Origin of the sequence: Rhodoferax saidenbachensis, assembly GCF_001955715.1 — a bacterium.
In the GTDB taxonomy this organism is placed as follows: Bacteria; Pseudomonadota; Gammaproteobacteria; order Burkholderiales; family Burkholderiaceae_C; genus Allorhodoferax; species Allorhodoferax saidenbachensis.
In genome coordinates this window covers 1737282-1755828 of sequence record NZ_CP019239.1, presented here as the reverse complement: position 1 = coordinate 1755828, position 18547 = coordinate 1737282, and the positions used below count along the sequence as shown (strand labels likewise).

The 18547-nt window shown below is 58.5% G+C and carries 14 protein-coding genes, 2 tRNA genes and 2 pseudogenes; 4 read left to right on the top strand and 14 right to left on the bottom strand.

Annotation, left to right across the window (positions count from 1 at the left end):
- Nucleotides 1-378: 378 nt before the first annotated feature.
- The 3 genes from RS694_RS08395 to RS694_RS08385 form a co-directional block, all read right to left on the bottom strand.
- Nucleotides 379-1302: a nucleotidyl transferase AbiEii/AbiGii toxin family protein gene (locus tag RS694_RS08395; protein ID WP_037247834.1), complete on the bottom strand. Its 924-nt coding sequence runs from the start codon at nt 1300-1302 to the stop codon at nt 379-381.
- Nucleotides 1299-2045 (bottom strand): type IV toxin-antitoxin system AbiEi family antitoxin domain-containing protein, encoded by a 747-nt coding sequence (locus tag RS694_RS08390; RefSeq protein WP_029708772.1) that lies wholly within the window; start codon nt 2043-2045, stop codon nt 1299-1301. Before RS694_RS08390 ends, RS694_RS08395 begins: the two co-directional genes overlap by 4 nt.
- Before the next feature lie 353 nt (nt 2046-2398).
- Nucleotides 2399-2977, bottom strand: coding sequence for a hypothetical protein (locus tag RS694_RS08385; RefSeq protein ID WP_029708771.1), 579 nt, complete (start codon nt 2975-2977; stop codon nt 2399-2401).
- Nucleotides 2978-3153: 176 nt separating this feature from the next.
- On the opposite strand from RS694_RS08385, the pseudogene RS694_RS20465 reads away from it, so the two are divergent.
- A pseudogene (locus RS694_RS20465) lies at nt 3154-3411 on the top strand (IS21 family transposase); the annotation flags it as partial.
- A gap of 120 nt (nt 3412-3531) precedes the next feature.
- On the opposite strand, the gene RS694_RS21090 reads toward RS694_RS20465, so the two are convergent.
- From RS694_RS21090 to uvrC, 7 genes are all read right to left on the bottom strand, one after another.
- Nucleotides 3532-3774, bottom strand: coding sequence for a DUF6538 domain-containing protein (locus RS694_RS21090; RefSeq protein WP_420805957.1), 243 nt, complete (start codon nt 3772-3774; stop codon nt 3532-3534).
- Between the two features lie 115 nt (nt 3775-3889).
- Nucleotides 3890-3965: transfer RNA gene (locus RS694_RS08375), tRNA-His, on the bottom strand.
- 32 nt (nt 3966-3997) lie between these two features.
- Nucleotides 3998-5932, bottom strand: a complete 1935-nt coding sequence (locus tag RS694_RS08370) for a SurA N-terminal domain-containing protein (protein WP_029708769.1) — start codon at nt 5930-5932, stop codon at nt 3998-4000.
- A gap of 61 nt (nt 5933-5993) precedes the next feature.
- Nucleotides 5994-6069, bottom strand: a tRNA-Val gene (locus RS694_RS08365).
- Between the two features lie 28 nt (nt 6070-6097).
- Nucleotides 6098-6370 (bottom strand): HU family DNA-binding protein, encoded by a 273-nt coding sequence (locus tag RS694_RS08360; protein WP_007874140.1) that lies wholly within the window; start codon nt 6368-6370, stop codon nt 6098-6100.
- 260 nt (nt 6371-6630) lie between these two features.
- Nucleotides 6631-7206 carry a CDP-diacylglycerol--glycerol-3-phosphate 3-phosphatidyltransferase gene (gene pgsA, locus RS694_RS08355; protein ID WP_029708768.1) on the bottom strand — a complete coding sequence of 192 codons (576 nt, stop codon included), beginning with the start codon at nt 7204-7206 and terminating at the stop codon, nt 6631-6633.
- A 20-nt stretch (nt 7207-7226) separates the two neighbouring features.
- Nucleotides 7227-9293: an excinuclease ABC subunit UvrC gene (gene uvrC / locus RS694_RS08350; RefSeq protein ID WP_029708767.1), complete on the bottom strand. Its 2067-nt coding sequence runs from the start codon at nt 9291-9293 to the stop codon at nt 7227-7229.
- A 34-nt stretch (nt 9294-9327) separates the two neighbouring features.
- Here uvrC and earP point away from each other — a divergent pair, with 34 nt between their 5' ends.
- Nucleotides 9328-10446: an elongation factor P maturation arginine rhamnosyltransferase EarP gene (gene earP / locus RS694_RS08345; protein ID WP_420805952.1), complete on the top strand. Its 1119-nt coding sequence runs from the start codon at nt 9328-9330 to the stop codon at nt 10444-10446.
- A 144-nt stretch (nt 10447-10590) separates the two neighbouring features.
- Nucleotides 10591-11145 carry an elongation factor P gene (efp, locus tag RS694_RS08340; protein ID WP_029708765.1) on the top strand — a complete coding sequence of 185 codons (555 nt, stop codon included), beginning with the start codon at nt 10591-10593 and terminating at the stop codon, nt 11143-11145.
- 45 nt (nt 11146-11190) lie between these two features.
- Here the strand turns inward: efp and RS694_RS08335 are convergent.
- Nucleotides 11191-12377 (bottom strand): annotated as a pseudogene (locus RS694_RS08335) (HPP family protein).
- Nucleotides 12378-12489: 112 nt separating this feature from the next.
- Here RS694_RS08335 and RS694_RS08330 point away from each other — a divergent pair.
- Nucleotides 12490-13353: an LOG family protein gene (locus RS694_RS08330; RefSeq protein ID WP_029708764.1), complete on the top strand. Its 864-nt coding sequence runs from the start codon at nt 12490-12492 to the stop codon at nt 13351-13353.
- A gap of 44 nt (nt 13354-13397) precedes the next feature.
- Here RS694_RS08330 and RS694_RS08325 read toward each other — a convergent pair whose 3' ends face one another.
- The 3 genes from RS694_RS08325 to RS694_RS08315 form a co-directional block, all read right to left on the bottom strand.
- A complete protein-coding gene (locus RS694_RS08325; RefSeq protein ID WP_051392013.1) occupies nt 13398-14516 on the bottom strand; it encodes an MFS transporter in 1119 nt (372 codons plus the stop codon).
- An 80-nt stretch (nt 14517-14596) separates the two neighbouring features.
- On the bottom strand, nt 14597-15982 hold the full coding sequence (locus RS694_RS08320) for a DNA recombination protein RmuC (protein WP_029708762.1): 1386 nt from the start codon (nt 15980-15982) through the stop codon (nt 14597-14599).
- A gap of 21 nt (nt 15983-16003) precedes the next feature.
- Nucleotides 16004-18514: a PAS domain-containing hybrid sensor histidine kinase/response regulator gene (locus RS694_RS08315; RefSeq protein ID WP_029708761.1), complete on the bottom strand. Its 2511-nt coding sequence runs from the start codon at nt 18512-18514 to the stop codon at nt 16004-16006.
- Nucleotides 18515-18547 lie beyond the last annotated feature (33 nt).

The following is an 18547-nucleotide window of genomic DNA, read 5'->3' as shown; positions in this document are numbered from 1 at the left end:
CGGGGTTTTCATATTTTTGGGGTGGCTGATGGGGAGCCACTGACCAAGCTAGAACCCCAGTATCCATGCGGGTTTCCAGAGGTTGTTACACAGCCGTGTGTAGCAGTTAGTGTAACAATTTTCGGTCCTTTTGAACACTATTTATGCCCAAAAATCCACCTTCACAATCCAAGACTGGACTCATGTCTAGCCTCCACATTTATTGGTTCTGATTTTTATACGCGGCACAACTTTGGCCCTACCCTTTTTGTTTTATACGTTTGGGCCATTTCAATTCCAGGGACGAAAGTGCATGCACATCAACCGGTGCGTTGTGAGCGATTGAAGTTTGCTGCATAAGGTCTTGCCCCGCTCATCGCCCCGTGGCAAACCCACTACTTAAACGGCGGCGGCCAAGCGCGCCGCAAGCTCATCGTGTTGCTGCATGAACCGCTTCGGATTGCTCTTCTTTAGCTTGGCGAGATTCATCAACTTCCAGCGAATCGCCGGGAGTTCCCGCAAATGCGCGAATGGCATCTGGTCCCAGTCAGGTTCACCCTGGACAAGGGTGAGTAAAAAGGTGCGGTGCGCTGGGGTTAGCGCTCTTGGCAGGGATTCAAACAGCCGAGCCCTTGTGGCCTCCAACTGTTCCAAAGTAACCGGTACAGCGGTCATACCAACGAATTCATTGGCAAACACCTCCGCAAGAGGTTGCAACTGCGCGAATAAAACCTCATGCACGGGACGGTTGTGGCCTGCCAGGTAGACCACAAAGCAGTCGACGAAGTCAGATGGCATGCCAAACCGGTCAAACATATGCTGAACATCAAAAATGTCCCGCGGATGCTGCCGGTCCATGGCCGCCACCAATTTGCTGCCATACAGCTCGGGAACCGCCAGTACAGGCACCTCTACGTTCGCCGCAAAAAGTGTTTGCGCCGCTGCGGTTAGCGAGGTGCGGACAGGTGGCAGCACGGTGCCCCGGAATACGAAATTCACCTCAACCTTGACCTCGGATGTGCCGTCTGTGACGAACATCTTTGCCTCGTCTCCAACATTGTTTGGACGAACTTCAGCTTTAAATCCCATGCGTTCGATTCGCGTTTTCGCGACTGCTAGTTCCTCTTTGATGGCCTTGAGCGCTTCATCGCGTGTCAGGTCATGCCGCAGGAAGACCACGTCAATGTCCACTGACAGCCGAGGCAAGTCCTGGACGAACAGGTTGAGTGCTGTTCCGCCCTTCATAGCAAAGAGCGGGCTCTCGAAGATTGCAGGTGCGATAGCCAGCAGGAGCTGGACCGTTGATGTGTAGGCTTGATTCATGGGTTGCGTTTGAGGTCCAGGCGTTCCCCATTTTTTCCGACACTCACCCAGCGCTTGCCACCGCCTAGACGCTCGCTGTGCTGCTGTGCGAGGGACGCCCAAGGGAGACTGAGCTCGTCTGCAAGGGCATGCGCCAACCGCACAACTTTGATGCGGGTCAGATGCGAAAAGAGTTCTTCAAGCACTGGCAACCGCAATGAACGGGCACCTTCGACAAGATGGCGCGCCTCTTCCAATGTCTGCCGCGTTCCGACGTCGCTCAGGAGCTCCAGCAGGGCCCTCTCTGGCGTTGATACGGGGACATCAGGTCGCCCGGCTGGCAAGGGTGCTATTCCCAGCTCCGGCGGCATCTCCGCATCGAAGAGGTGCGTAGCCTGGTAGTGAGCGGGAAAGCGCGTAGTGAACCAAACCGGAAGTTTGGTCGGCTTGTCGCCCCACAGTGTTAGCGTCTCTCGGAAAGCGAGGTTGTGCCGCACTCCCCGCCAGCTAAGTGCCGTCTTTCCAGCAACGTGTAAGCCAGGCACGGCCGGCACTAACGAGGCGAGGCTTGCATCACGGTCCAGGGTCTCACCCGGCAAGGCATAAGTGCCATGCCCTAGCCGTTCCAGCCAACCTTCTTTTGCAAGCCGCGCAGCGTGCTTGGCCGTTAATCCGTGCTCACCCATCCAGCGTGTCCCAAGAGGCTGGCCGCGAGGTCGCTCAGAGAGGAGCGTCTTGAATGAAAAAGTTGGAGAAGTTCCCATTTGGGGGGAATATTAGCAACTAATTTATGCAAACGTCAAGCCGAAACCCGGTGAAATATTGAATACTAGGATATATAAATTACAAATATTCCCCTTTAGGGGGAATATTTAAGAATTTTTCATGCAATCAGATTACTTCCCCAATGAGCACTGCAGGTCAAGTCCCGTCATCGGTGGCAGTCACATCACTTGCACCCGCAATAAGGGAGACGTGCAACACGTATAAACATCCCGCCCACACGGCTCCGACTCACGGGACATCCCTGCCCTAGACCTGAGCATCACCGGCAGCGTTTGTGGCTGCAAAAAAGCGCCTCCATGAGGGAGGCGCAAATCAATACTCTGGAATAAGCCTAGTTGTCCCTCTTCTTCGCTGTACGCGCCCGGCCTCTCAATGCGGTCTTAGCTTCTTTCAAATGCGTCTGAGATACGTTGCGCAGCTCCTCCAGCCAGTCCAGTCGAGATTCGTCAGCCTTTGTTGCCCGTTCGTATTCATTGAATAGAAACGCAACGAAGAGACGAATGCCTAGGTTGGCTTTTTCGATTGCAGGAGGTATCCAGGGACCAATCCGCGGATGCTGGCGCATGCGCTCGATTTCTCGGGCCATGCAATCCGCCAAACTGCCTTTGCCAGGCCACGCTATGTCCGACAGTCTGACAACGCCTGCATGCAGAAGCACAAACAACGTCGGCCATCCAAGATAAAGCGCAGCCTTTTCAAATACTGGCCGCCCGGAATTCTCAATACGTGCGTCCTCCCTTCGCCACTGCGCAAGTCGCGCATATGTCACTCCCAGTGATTTAGCCAGTTGCGTCATGGAGTCACCACGCCGTTTCGCCTCTGCCACCAAAAACTGAAGGAGCGCCTGTTCATCCTGCCGGAGCGGCGGCGGGCTTCGCCTACCTACCGGGGTTTTGCCTTCGTTTTGCATACGGGGTTCTCTGAAAACGACAGCCAATTGCTGTCGAAACGTCTAGGCACCTTCAGAAATCTCCCCCCGATGTTGAATTCCGTCGAAATCTGACCCACTTAGGACAGTAATTTCCATTCAAAACTGACCCACGTAGGACCTACCCTGCTAGTTTTTAAAGCGGGGGGAATTTAGGAGTGATAAACGTGGCGACATTGAATGTCATCAGGCGTTGGGCATTGCGAGAAAACATGTCCATCCGCGAGATTTCCAGGCGTACAGGCATGGCTCGCAACACCGTAAAGAAGTACCTGCGATCAGATGAGACTGAGCCCACCTACGCAAAGCGGGTGAGCTCAAGCAAGCTCGATCCATTTGCCGAGAAGCTGGCCATCTGGCTCGGAATGGAGGCAACTAAATCGCGGAAACAGCGGCGCAATTTGAAGCAGATCTACACAACAGTACTGCAAAAACTCAACCCAAGAAGAAGGAGATCAAGAACTTATCCACAACGTGAGCACCTTGTGCACACAAATCGTGTGGGTCAAGATTTGATGGAAAGGTTGGGTCAGGGTTCAGCGCAATTCAACATGCTGTTGCTTCAAATTCCGTGCGTGCTGACTAAATTCAGCCTCTACACGAAGGTCAATAACTTTTTGAAGTTTTTTCGCGGTAGCCAGGTCCGACGTGAACAAACACTCAATGATGTGCGTTTGTTTGGGCGGATAGGCTCTACGAATCGCCGTTGGGATACGGCGGCGGTAATAAATACTGCTAGAAATGCCGCGTACGGCGAGGTGTTTTGCGATTGCTTTCATGTGGTCCTGTATCACTGAGTTGTGTAACAGGCTGTGTAACAACCAGACTTTATATCTGGCTGGAAACCCTTGATTTACAAGGAAATCAAGGACTTACCACATGAAAAACGCTAAATGGGGTGGCTGATGGGGCTCGAACCCACGACAACAGGAATCACAATCCTGGACTCTACCAACTGAGCTACAGCCACCGCAGAAGCAGCATTATAGCTGCTGTTTTGGGCTATTCCGCCGAAGCGGAGGCACTTCCCACCGCTCCCGTGGGGCGTGGTACCTTGATCTGTGCCTTGAAGCGGTCTTTGAGCAACTGGTAGTAGGCCTGGTTTTCTGCGTTGGCCACCCATTGGGCGTACTGTGCACGTTCCTGTTTGGAGGTGGAATCCGCGACCGGGGTACGCGGCATCACCTTGTTGACGCGCAGCACGGCGTAGCCTTGGGCCCCCAAGTCCACACCACTCCAACCGGGCAGCTTGCTGGTGTCGGTGCTCAATGCAGCGTTCAGCACTGCGCCCTGGATAGTTTGTCCAGGTTCGCGCGACACCACCACGGCAGCAGGCAAGTTGGCGCCGCTGGCATCTGCCTTCCACGCGGCCAGTTTGCTCTCGCCTTCTTTCTTCGCCAGTTCGGCGGAGCGGCTTGCCAACAGGCGTTCACGCACATTGGCGCGCACTTCGGTCAACGGCAGAGTACGGGCTGCGGTGTATTGGGTAATACGGGCAGATGCCAGTTGGTTGGGGGCGATTTCCAAAGCTTCGGTGTTGCGTTTCTTGTCCACCGATTCGGGGCTGAAGACGGCGGCCAACAGCTTGGGATTGGCCAGCACGCCTGTTGCACCGGGTGCGGGATTGCGCTGCAGTCCGGTTGCGGTTTTTACTTCGAGCTTGAGCTTGTCGGCAATCGGTTTGAGGGTGTCGGACTGTTCGTACACACCATTGGTGAATGACTCTGCGATTTCGGCGAACTTGCGCTGGGCTTGCTGGGTGCGCAAGTCGGCTTCGATCCCGGCACGCAGCTCTTCAAAGCTCTTTTGCTTGGGGGTCTTCACGTCGGTCAGTTTGATGATGTGAAAACCGAAGTCGGACTCCACCACGTCGCTGATGTCACCCTTTTTCATGGCGAATACCGCATCTTCAAATGGCTTGACCATGGCGCCATGGCCAAAGAAATCCAGATCACCGCCATTGGGGGCAGAGCCCGTGTCTTGCGAATTCTTGCGCGCAACCTCTGCAAAAGAAGCGGGGGCCTTGCGCACCTGCTCCAGCAGGGCAGCAGCACGCGCCTTGGCTTTCTCACGCTCTGCTGCGGGCATGTCTTTGGGCGCATTGATCAGAATGTGGCTGGCACGGCGCTCTTCCTTGCCGCTCAGGCGGGCGACGTTTTGCTCGTAGTAAGACTTCACCTCCTGCGCATCGGGAACAATGCCTTTCTTCACGGTATCCAAGTCCAGCAACACGTATTCAATGCTTGCAGATTCGGGCGCCTGGAACAAGGGCGCATTGGCCTGGTAGAAGGCTTCGATATCGGCGTCCGTCAGCACCACCTTGCTGGTGAAATCAGCGGGGTTGAAGCGGGCAATTTGTATCTCGCGCTTTTCAAAGAAGGCATTCAGCGAGACGTCGGCAACAGCCGCCGTGGAAAACGCGGTGGCCACCACACCCGACTCCACCTGGCGCACCGACAGATCGTTGCGCACACGGGCCTCAAAACCTTCAGGGGTGAAACCCTGGCTCGCAGCCAGTTGGCGATAACGGTCCATGTCCAGTGAGCCATCAGGTTTGCGCAAGGATGCAATCGTGGGGTTTTGTTGCAGTTCGTTGGCCAGGCGCGCGTTGGTAGTGGTCAGGTGCGATACCAGCGCCGCCTCGGCCAGCACACGTTCTCGCACCAGACGCTCCAGCGTGACATAACGGGCCTGGGGAGAGTCCAACAACTTGGCATCCAGGTTCGGCATGGAAGCACGCATGCGGTCCACTTCCATCTTGTGTGCGGCATCCCATTCGCCCTGCTTGATGCTGTGGCTGCCGACCTTGGCGACAACAGCGCCATCGGACCCCATGCTTTTGAAGCCATCGATGCCCACCAGCACAAACGCCGGGATGATCAGCAAGAACATGAGGAACATCATGACCTTGGTGTGCTTGCGAACAAAATCGAACATGCGCTAACTCTTTCGGAAAATAACAAAAAAGGCGAACATAAAGTTCGCCTTTGTTGGGTGGTGGTGGGTGATGACGGGCTCGAACCGCCGACCCACGCCGTGTAAAGGCGTTGCTCTACCAACTGAGCTAATCACCCCACCTGAAACCTGAAACTCTTGACCGTATCAGTTCAGAGCGTCTTTCAACGCTTTGCCTGGACGGAACTTGGGGACCTTTGCAGCTTTGATTTTAATCGCATCGCCGGTGCGGGGATTGCGACCGGTGCGTGCAGCACGTTTACCCACCGCAAACGTACCAAAACCAACCAGAGAAACGGAGCCGCCTTTTTTCAAGGTCGTCTTCACAGCACCAATGGTGGATTCCAGTGCGCGCGTGGCAGCGGCCTTGGAAATGTCAGCGTGTTTTGCGATGTGCTCAATCAATTCAGTTTTATTCACAAAGACCCCTTGTATGCAAGCAGTGTTAAACGATTTGTCTCTTCAAAATATTCTTAGGTAGCAGTCGCAACTGCTGTTTTCCATTAAAGCCACGGGGCCAACCCATGTCAATACGTCGTGCAGCATTACGACAGTGCGGACGCGAATTCTAGTCGCATTTGTGATTCATTTTTTCCGCAGAACCCAAGAATTTTTGTGCTAAATGTAAGTGCGAAGAAAGGTGCACCATCCGAATAAAAATGCACCGCTTCGGGGCAGCGTCAGCGCGCCTTGGCACGAATCTCGGGAATGGCTTTCTGCAGGTAATACACCATGGACCAGACGGTTAGCACCGCCGCTGCCCAGATCAGTGCCACACCCCACTGGTGCGTGTCAATCAGCCCAAACAGCATGCCGTCGAAGAGCAAAAACGGAATGGCCACCATCTGCACCACCGTTTTGAGCTTGCCTATCATGTGCACGGCCACGCTCTTGGAGGCGCCGATTTGGGCCATCCATTCACGCAGGGCGGAGATGGCAATCTCTCTCCCAATGATGATGAGCGCCACAAATACATCCGCGCGCTGCAGGTGTACTAAAACCAGTACACAGGCGCAAACCAGAAACTTGTCCGCCACTGGATCGAGAAAGGCGCCAAAGGATGAGGTCTGGTTCAGCTTGCGCGCCAGATAACCATCCAACCAGTCAGTCAGCGCGAACACCACGAACATGATGGTGGCCACCAGATTCTTGTCGGCAGTGGACGCCATCGACTCCGGCAGGTAGAAGACACCGACGATGAGAGGGATCGCGAAGATGCGCGTCCAGGTCATGATGGTTGGTATCGTCATAAACATATGCGGCAATTGTGGCATGGCTAATGCAGGGCCCGGTAAATTTCTTCGGCCAGCTCGCGTGAGATGCCTTCCACCGTGGACAGATCTTCCGCGCTGGCCAGCGCCACACCACGCACGCCACCGAAGCGCTGCAGCAAACGCGCACGCCGTTTGGGGCCAATGCCGGGAATTTCTTCCAGCTTGCCGCCACCGATACGCACCTTGGCCCGCGCAGCGCGCATGCCGGTGATCGCAAAACGGTGGGCCTCGTCACGGATTTGCGCAACCAGCATTAGCGCCGCCGAGTCCATGCCCAGATAGACCTTCTCACGGCCATCCGCAAACACCAGTTCTTCCAGCCCGACCTTGCGGCCCTCACCCTTCTCTACGCCAACGATCAGCGACAGGTCCAGCCCCAATTCCGCAAACACCTCGCGCGCCATCGAGACTTGGCCCTTGCCGCCGTCGACCAGCACCAGGTCGGGCAGGCGCCCGGTGCCGGCAGGCGTGGTGCCGTTGTGCTTGGCTTCCTGCAAAGTTTCGGCCAGCTTGCTGTAACGGCGCGTCAGCACCTGGCGCATCGCGGCGTAATCGTCGCCGGGGGTGATATCGGTAATGTTGAAACGGCGGTACTCGGCGTTTTGCATCTTGTGGTGCTGGAACACCACGCACGACGCTTGGGTGTTCTCGCCCCCCGTATGCGAAATGTCAAAGCATTCGATGCGCAAAGAATCCAGATCTTCCTGCGGCATGTCCAGCGCTTCGGCCAATGCACGGGTGCGCGCTTGTTGCGAACCTTCTTCGGCCAACAGGCGCGCTAGCTGCAGCGCGGCATTGGTCTGCGCCATCTCCAGCCAGGCGCGGCGTTGTTCGCGCGGTTGATGCACCGCGCTGATCTTGACGCCCGTTTGCTCCGACAAGGCAGCCAACAAACTCTTGCTGACCGGGTGGCTCACGAGCAGCGTGGGCGGAATGGCTACCTCTACATAGTGCTGCGCCAGAAACGCTTCGAGCACTTGCACTTCAACGGCGTCGGGCTGCACCTCCGCGGCCTCTTCTTCACTGAGCGTGAAGGCATCGTCCACATGCACCGGGAAGTACGGCCGATCGCCCAAGTGCCGCCCACCGCGCACCATGGCCAGGTTCACGCAGGCTTTGCCGCCCTGCACCTTGACAGCCAGGATGTCCACATCGCGATCTGCCACGTTGTCCATCGATTGCTGGTGCAGCACGTTGGACAACGCAGACACCTGGTTGCGTAGCTCGGCGGCCTGCTCAAACTCCAGCTTGTCGCTGTGCGCCATCATGCGGACTTCCAGCTCGCGCATCACTTCCTGCGCATCGCCGCGCAAAAACTTTTCTGCGTTGGCCACGTCTTCGGCGTAGTCCTGCGCCGAGATATGGCCCACGCACGGCGCGGAGCAACGTTTGATCTGGTACAGCAAACAGGGCCGCGTGCGGTTGCTGAACACCGGGTCTTCGCAGGTGCGCAGGCGAAAGACTTTTTGCATAAGCAAAATCGCCTCTTTCACCGCCCACGCGCTGGGGTACGGACCGAAGTAGCGGTGCTTCTTTTCCACCGCGCCGCGGTAGTAGGACACGCGGGAAAACTCTGCCGCATTGGACGTACGCTGAACAAGTACCTCCGTTCGGGCTGAGCCTGTCGAAGCCTTCTGCAGGTCCTTGACGTGCGGAGGCTGCGTTTCGACAGGCTCAACGCGAACGGATTTTTCCGCCATAGCCTTGGGGAGTTTGGCCACGCCGCTCATCTTCAAATACGGGTAGCTCTTGTCGTCCCGAAACAGAATGTTGTACTTCGGGTTGAGCGTCTTGATCAGGTTGTTTTCGAGCAGCAGTGCCTCGGCTTCGGAGCGCACGACCGTGGTCTCCATACGCACAATCTTGCTGACCATGTGGCCAATGCGCGTGCCGCCATGGTTCTTCTGGAAATAGCTGGAGACGCGCTTCTTCAGGCTGATGGCTTTGCCTACATAGAGCAACTGGTCCTGCGCATCGAAGTAGCGGTACACCCCCGGCAGCAATGGCAAGGCCGCGACCTGGCGCAACAGTTCGTCAGAGTGGGAGGGCGCGGATGGGGCGTCGGACATGGGTGGCTATTGTGCAGCGTGGACAATGCTGTTTATGCGTTGGGATATTTTTTGCAGGGTCATCGACAACTTTGGCGACATCGGCGTCTGCTGGCGCCTGTGCGCCGACTTGGCAACGCGCGGTCATCACGTGCGACTGTGGGTGGACGACACCAGCGCGCTGGGCTGGATGGCGCCGGGTGCGCGGCAAGGGCATTGGCCGGGCGTGCAAGTGCTGGACTGGGAGCAGTCGCGAGACCTTGCATTGCTGACACAGATGCCACCTGCAGATGTCTGGGTAGAGAGCTTTGGCTGCGAAATTGCTCCTGAATTCATAGCTTTCCGCGCACAATCCACGGGGGCTACAGGCCAAAAAGGCTTGGAATTTCCAGTGTGGATCAATCTGGAGTATCTGTCAGCCGAGGCGTATGTAGAGCGTTCCCACGGCCTGCCCTCCCCCGTGATGCAGGGCCCGGCGCAAGGGGCAACCAAACATTTCTTCTACCCCGGCTTCACGCAGCGTACGGGCGGCTTGCTGCGAGAAACCGACCTGACGGCACGCATGGCCCAGTTCGACGCTGCCGCATGGCTGGCGCAGCAAGGCGTTGCGCGCCAACCCGCTGAACGCCTGATCTCGCTGTTTTGCTACGAGCCCGCCGCCCTGCCCCAGTTGCTGGCACAACTTGCCAACCACAGCGAACCCACCCGCCTGATGGTGACCGTCGGGCGTGCAAGCGCCGCGGTGCAGGCCGCAGTTTTGGATAAAAACAGGCTGCAGCCCTTATGGAATGAGCGCAAGGCGCTATCAATTTCATACTTACCCAGCTTCAGCCAGCAGGATTTTGACCACCTGCTGTGGGCATGCGACCTGAATTTCGTGCGTGGCGAGGATTCGGTTATCCGCGCGCTGTGGGCCGGCAAACCGCTGGTCTGGCAGATCTACCCGCAGGACGACGCGGCGCACCACGACAAGCTGGATGCTTTTCTCGACCAACTGGGGGCCGGGATTTCCCTGCGGCAGTTTCACCATGCATGGAATGGTTTGAACCAAGGCGATCTGCCGCCGCTGGAGCTTGGCCCTTGGGCGCAAACCGCCCAGTCGGCCCGGGCGCGGTTGCTGCAAATGGACGACCTGGCAAGCCAACTGGCCAGCTTCGTGGCAAAAAGCCGTTAAAATGTGAGGCTTTGCTGAATTTGCCGCGAGTTTGAAGGGCAAATCATGCCCCGCCGCAAGTCAACGGACTTTACGGCGTCTTCGTCGCCGTGTGCGGCCTAACCGCTGGTAATTTTGCCAGCGACAACTGAACCCTAGTTCGCTATGAAAATCGCTCAAGAAATCCGCGCCGGCAATGTGATCATGCACGGCAAAGACCCTATGGTCGTCCTGAAGACCGAATACAGCCGCGGCGGCCGCAACTCTGCCACCGTGCGCATGAAGCTCAAGAGCCTGATCGCCAACTTCGGTACCGAAGTCGTGTTCAAGGCCGATGACAAGATCGACCAGGTCATCCTCGACAAGAAGGATTGCACCTACTCCTACTTCGCGGACCCGATGTACGTCTGCATGGACGAAGAATTCAACCAGTACGAAGTCGAAGCCGAAAACATGGGAGACTCGCTGAACTACCTGGAAGACGGTATGGCCGTTGAAGTGGTGTTCTACGACGGCAAGGCCATCTCGGTCGAACTGCCCACCAGCGTTGTGCGCGAAATCACCTGGACTGAGCCCGCCGTCAAGGGCGACACCTCCGGCAAGGTGCTGAAGCCTGCCAAGATCGCCACCGGTTTTGAGATCGGCGTGCCAATCTTCGTGGCCCAAGGTGACAAGGTCGAAATCGACACCCGCACTGGCGAATACCGCAAGCGCGTCTAACCAGTCGCACTCAATAAAAGGGCTTCTTCGGAAGCCTTTTTTGTTTCAGGCGTCCACCCGCACCGCGCGGTACAGCGCCCGCACCAAGTCCGACTGCGTGATGATGCCCACCAGGCGCGACTCGCCGTCGATGATGGGAATGTGGTGGTGCCCACCTTCGGAGAACAGCGGCACCAACTCGGTCAACAGCCTGTGGGCACTGGCCACACGCACCTGACGCGTCATGATCTGGCCCACCACTTCGGGCTTGTCTGAGCGGGTCTTACCGGAACGCCGGATGAATGCGCGAAACCGGAGGCCCAGATCATCGGTCTGCCCCAACTCGGCGTGGCGCAGGAAGTCCGCCACCGTCACGATGCGATGCCCACAATGCGCCGCACCCGGTCCACTACCGGCAAGGCTTTGACATGGTGTTTGTGGATCAGGTCCCAGGCCTCTTGCAGGGACGTACCAAACTCCACGGCGATCGGGTCGCTGGACATCACATCGGCACAGGCCAGACCACCCAAGGTGCGGCGGTACGCCGCCATCTCGGCGTGCTGCAGCAGGTCCTGCAAATCGTCACGGCTCACGTCCAGAATCTGGTTGTATTGGGCCAGAGCGACATCCAGGTCAGCCTCGGTAAAGTGCATGGCGCGGGCATCGGTGGCATGACCCTGTGCACGGGTTTGCACATGGGGATAGGGGCGCCCGCTCAAGGTGTTGTAGACAACCCCCACGCCAACCATCAGCACCATATTGACCACCAATGGGTGCCAAACCCATTCCAGTCCCATCCAGTGGCTCAACACGGCAGACAGGGCCATGGCACCGCCAGGTGGATGCAAGCAACGCAGCCACAACATGACCAGTATTGCCAGCGGCACGGCAATCGCTGCCGCCAGCACCGGGTCTGCGATCCAGCGTGCACAAGCCACACCGACTAGGGCCGACAAACCGTTGCCACCCAGCACCGCCCAGGGTTGTGCCAGCGGGCTGGCCGGCACACCAAACACCAACACCGCACTGGCCCCCATGGGCGCCAACAACCACAAGCCGCCCGGCGTACCACCCAACCACCAGTGGCTGATCAGTGCAGTCAAACCCATGCCCAACGCAGCCCCCAGCAGAGAACGCCAGCGCTCCCGCGCATCGATGGTCACAGGCGCCGGCCAGAAGGCCCGCAGCCATTGCAGCAAGGCTGCTTTGGCACCGGTGTTTGTGGATAGCGGGGACGTCGTGAGCGGCAGCATGGGTTGTGACGGCAAGCGGTGGTTTATAAATTATCGAGGAGTGGCAGGATGCTGCCGCTATTGCACGGACTGCAGGCGCCCCATGCTCCGCAAATAGGAACACAATTCACCCATGGAAAACACCCAAAACCTTGATGTAAGCCGCCTGGCCAATGCCTGGGCTGATCTTCACGCCCACGCCGACAAGGGCAACCTGCTGCAGGCAGATGCCTACCGCATGGCGTTTGCCGACCCCGAGTTCCTGCTGCGGCGCGAGACACGCGGCCTGCGCATGCAGTTGGAGATGCTCAAACCCGATCTGGACCAGGCTGCCCAAGGTGTGGAGCACACCATCGTGGTATTTGGCAGCGCCCGCTTTCCCTCCCCCGAAACAGCCAAGCAGGCATTGCGTAGCGCACAAAGTGGCGGAGATGCAGCGCAGATTGCCAACGCTCAGCGCCAGGTACGCAATTCGATGCACTACGAAAACGCCCGCCTGTTTGCCCGCCTGGTGGCTGGCCACAGCGCACGCAAGCCGCTGAAAGACCGACTGTTCATCTGCACCGGTGGCGGCCCCGGCATCATGGAAGCAGCCAACCGGGGTGCATTTGAAATGGGCGCACTGACACCGGGCCTGAACATCGCCCTGCCCCACGAACAACAGGCCAACCCTTACGTCACGCCATCGCTCTCCTTCAAGTTCCATTACTTCGCGCTGCGCAAGATGCATTTCATGATGCGTGCGAAAGCGCTGGTGGCGTTTCCCGGCGGCTTTGGCACGCTGGACGAGCTATTTGAAGTGATCACCCTGGTGCAGACCAAAAAGGCCAAGCCCGTGCCCATCGTGCTGTTTGGCTCGGACTACTGGAAACGCCTGATCAACTTTGATGTGCTGGTGGAAGAAGGCGCCATCTCGCCTGAAGACCTGTCGTTGTTCAAGTACTCAGACGATCCCCAGGAAGCCTGGGACTTCATCCGCAACTTCTACAACCTGTAGGCGCCATCGGCGCCGGACCAGCGCCTTAGGCGGTGGGAACGGCCCTAGGGCCGCAGTTTCCAGGCCATGCGTGCGCCTGCCCCCACCATCGCGCCCACGGTCCAGAAGACCACGGACACCCCCAGCACCAGCCCCGCCGTGCCAAACAACATGGGCATTAGCACGCTGGAGAGGTTGATCGTCATCATCCGCAGCCCGATGGCCTGGCCGTGCAGTGCGTGGGGCGTGATCTGGTGCAGGGTGCTCAGGATCATGGGCTGAACCGCGCCCAGAGACAGCCCCAGCAGCACCGAGCACAGACCCATGGTCCAAGGTGACATCATCAAGGGGTAGATCGCAAAAATCACGGCCGTCACCACCATGGCTCCCGTGATCACCGCCCACTCGCGCAGATGCGCCGCCACCAGCGGCATCAGCACGCGAACGCTGGCGCCCGCCACCGCCATGGAACCCAACACTGTACCGATAACCGAAGCGCTGAAGCCGCGCTCATGGCCCAGCATGGGCACTACAAAGGTATGCACGTCCCAACAACTGGAGAGCAGCCAGTTCACCAGCAACAGGCGCCGCATCTGTGGCTCACGCAGCAGATGCCAGACCTTGGCGTTGCGGGTCTGCTCGGAATGCACCACCGGAGGTAACTCCTGCGTATGGCGCACCCAGAACCAGGTCATCAAGGGCATAAACACCATGAACAGGAACGCAGCCCGAAAACCATTGGTGTCACCGGCGGTACCGCCCAGCCACACACCGGCATGGTCAATCAGTAGCCCGGCCGCCACCGGGCCCAGAAAGTTGGACACCGCAGGGCCGATGGCCAACCAGCTGAAGACCTGCTTGAGTTCGGTCGCATCCTGTGCAGCACGCCCTACATGCCGTTGCAAGGCAACGATGGCCACGCCCGTGGCGCCACCCATCAGCAGCGCGCTGACACACAGCATGGGAAAGTTGGGGAAAAGCACTGCCAGCCCCGCACCCAGCATGGCGGAGGACACGCCCAAGCCCATGGGTTTGAGCAGGCCATGCCGGTCGGCATAACGGCCGGCGGGTATCGCCAGAAACACCTGTGTTAGTGAAAACAGCGCGAGCAAGACGCCCACCGACAAGGCGCTGTAACCATCGCGCAAGGCCAGCAGCGGTGCAGCCATGCGCATGCCCGCCATGCTGCCGTGCAGGCAGATCTGGCCGCAGATTAATCGGGCCAGCGCCCCGCGTGGCGTGGTGCTGTTGGTATCCGTACGACTCACGTGGAAGCCGCGTCTGCATCAGCGTCGCGGTCCAGCTCCTTGTCCACCGGGATCAACGCCTGCGCTTGGCCGTCAGACAACGCCTCTACTTTTTTGAGTGCACGGCCCATGGCACGGCTACGCGTCTCGGCGTTGTCCAGCGTGTTGAGCACGGTCTGGGTCTGGGCCTTGACTTTGGCCAGCACATCGCCGAATTTGCCGAACTCGGTCTTGACGGCACCCAGCACCTGCCAGACTTCGCTGGAGCGCTTCTCCAGAGCCAGTGTGCGAAAGCCCATTTGCAGCGAGCTCAGCATGGCCAGCAGCGTGGTGGGGCCGGCCAGTGTGATGCGGTGTTCGCGCTGCAGGCCTTCCATCAAGCCGGGCCGGCGTAGCACTTCGGCATACAGCCCTTCGGTGGGTAAAAACAGAATCGCAAAGTCGGTGGTGTACGGTGGCTCCACGTATTTTTCGGCCATGGACTTGGCCTCCAGCCGGATACGTGCTTCCAGCGCCCGGCCTGCAGCCTCGGCGCCCAATGCATCGGCGCGCCCTTGTGCATCCAGCAGGCGTTCGTAGTCTTCATTGGGAAATTTGGCGTCTATAGGCAACCACAGCGGCTCGCCACTGTCCGAGCGGCCCGGCAGCTTGATGGCGAAGTCGACCACGTTTTTGCTGCCTGGGCGGGTGGCCACCTGCACGGCGTACTGGTCGGGTACGAACACCTGCTCCAGTAGGCTTTCCAGTTGCGCCTCGCCAAACATGCCACGGGTTTTGACGTTGGTGAGCAAATGTTTAAGGTCACCCACACCTTGCGCCAGCGTCTGCATTTCACCCAGGCCTTTGTGCACCTGCTCCAGCCGCTCGGCCACCTGCTTGAAGCTCTCGCTCAAGCGAGTCTGCAGCGTGGACTGCAACTTTTCATCCACCGTGGCGCGCATTTCGTCGAGCTTGGTGGCATTGGTGGTCTGCAACTGGGCCAGTTGGGCTTCCAGTGTCTGACGCACTTCGGCCATGCGCCGCGCGTTGGACTCACTTAAGGCATTAAGCTGATTGGCCAGCGTGTCTGACAGGCTTTTCTGGAGCAAGGTCAATTGCTGGCCAAAGGCGTCGATCTGCGTGTTTTGCGTGCGTGTGGCTTCGGCACCTTGTTGCGTCAGCGTCTGCTGGAAGGTCGCCAGGTTTTGCGTGGCCTCTTGCCGCGCACCGCGGGACGACTCGGTAATCTCGCGGCGCAGCTCGCGCTCCAGCCGTTCGGTACTGGCTTGCAACAGCGCTTGCAAATCCTGTTGCTGTTGGGCGGCCGTATCGGAACCCGCCATGCGTTGGGCCACCAGCCAGGCCAGCACGATGGCATTGAGCACAGCAAGGGCGACGATGGCCCACAGTACAAATTCATTCACGCGACAGGGTTCTCATAAAAATCAGATAAATGGCAAGCCACGGCTGGTCTGGATGCGATTCGACAGTGCAGTAAATGCCGCCGGCACCGCATTCAGGCCAGGCTTGAGCGCAGCCCAGTTCGCAGTACCTGCATGCGATTCAAGTGTCTGGCACAAGTCTCCCAATTGCAGGGCACCCACGGTGCGGGCAGAGGACTTCATTTTATGCAGCAGCGCCGCCAGACCGGGTGCGTCTTCGGCCGCCTGCAATGCATCCAGTTGAACCAAGGTCTGCTGGGTGTCCACCAGAAACCGATGCAACACCCCATCTTGCAGGTGTGTGTCCTCTCCCAACAGTTGTCCCAAAATCCGGGTATCCCAGACACGGTCGTTATCCGGGCCAGGCGCCAGCGGCGGCAGCCACTTGGCCATCATGGCTCCCAACGCCTGCAAACGCAGCGGTTTGGCCAAGGTGTCGTCCATGCCGTAATCCATGCAGCGCTGCAGATCCGCTGGCTGGGTGTTGGCTGTGACAGCGATGATGGGCATGTGGACCTTGGGATCTTCTGCGGCACGGATGGAGTCGGCCAATACAAAGCCATCCATACCCGGCATCTGGCAATCCGTGAGCAAAAGTGCATAGTTCCCAGTGCGCCATAGCTGCAATGCAGACACCCCGTCGGGGGCGCAATCACAATCAAAACCCAGCAGGCGAAGTTGTGCCTGTATGACCTCGCGGTTGGTCGCGTTGTCCTCTGCCAGCAGCACCCTGCGTTCATCCAACCCAACGACCGCGCCCCCCGCACGCGCATTGCGCACGTCAAGGGAGTCTGTGCAATCAGGAGCCACAACAGGAGTAGGCGCTAGGCGCAAGGGCAACACCACCACCACTTCGGAGCCCTGCCCCAGCGTGCTGTGCATGGCAATACTTCCACCCATCATGCGCAGCAACCCTTGGGTGATGGACAGGCCCAGACCAGTTCCGCCAAAGGTGCGTGCGGTACTGACATCCGCCTGGGTAAAAGCTTCAAAGACGCTTTCAACATCCTGCGGTCGCATACCAATGCCATTGTCCACCACGCGGAACTCCAGTCCCTGTGCACTGTCATCGACAGCAAGCACCGCCACCCGTAAAGTCACCTGGCCCGCGCGCCCCGTATCGCCTGGTGTGAATTTCAATGCGTTGCCCACCAGGTTGTAGAGCACCTGGCGCAGCCGCATGGGATCGGTGTAAATCCAGCGGGGTACATCAGTGCCCCAATCGATCTGAAGCGCGATGCCTTTGGCCAGAGCAATGCTGTCCATCAGGCGGGCCACGCCCTCCACCAGTTCACGCAAATCCGTCGCGGCACTTTCCACCTCCAGCTTGCCGGACTCGATTTTGGAAAAATCCAGCACATCGTTCAGGATCTGCAAAAGGGCCACCGACGAGTCGTGGATAGTGGAGACCAAGCGCTGTTGCCCCGCATCCAGCGCCGTGGCGCGCAGAATATCCACGGTACCCACCACACCGTTCATGGGCGTGCGAATTTCATGGCTCATGTTGGCCAGGAACTGGGATTTGGCGCGGTTCGCCGCCTGCGCGGCCTCCTGGGCCTGGCGGCGCTGGGTCACGTCGGTGCTTACAGCGATGTATTCGCGGGCCGTTCCATCTGCATTCCTGAACGTCATGAGGGTGGAATCGAGCCAGAACAGGCGACCGTCCTTGGCCCGAAGGCATACAGCGCCCTGCCAGATTGCACCGTCTTCCACGGCTGTGCGGATGTCTTGAAAAAAACGATCATCATGCACACCTGAGCGCATCTTGGTGAAGTCGTTCCCCAGGAACTCAGCAGGGCTGTAGCCGCTCACCTGCTCAAACTTCTGATTGCCGTAAGTGATCTTGGAAGCCAGGCTGATGGTGACGACGATGGCATGCTGGTCGATCACGTGTTTTTGCCGTTCGAGTTCGGCCAGGGTTTCCATGACCCGGGTGTTACTGCGCTCACGCTCTTGCAACAGCAAGGCCTGCGTTGCATTTAGCTTGCGGCTTGCATCCATCAGGTGCCGTTTGAACAAGATGGCCATGCAGTAGGCCACCACAAAGCCCACTGTCAGAACAACCCACTGCGCGGCAGGCACCGTAGGGGCCGCGGGCCGCAATTGGCCATTCACCTGGCTCCAAGTAATCCACGCACTGCCCGCTACACAAACCAACAACAACGTGGCACCCGCGAGCTCGCCCAGGATCACTACGCAGTAAATCAGAGGGATTCCCGCCAGCGAAGCCTGTGCAATGCTGACCGAGCCAAAGCGCACCATGGAATAGAAAATTCCGAAAAACAAAAGCAGCAACATGGCCAACGAGGTAGCTCGCACCCAGCCCCGCACGAGAAATACCTGCAACCCACCCATCACCAGCAGTACCGCCCCGGTAATGATCAGGTTGTCCCAATCTGAAAACAGTCCGAGACCCGCCGCGATGGCCAGCCCCAGCCCAACGGCCCACAAAAGGCTGGCATTGAAACCGCGGGCGACCGCAGCGAGGTTGTCCTGGTCAGACGTCGTCAACATGAAACTGGCGTGGCCCCGCAAAGATCAGATCAT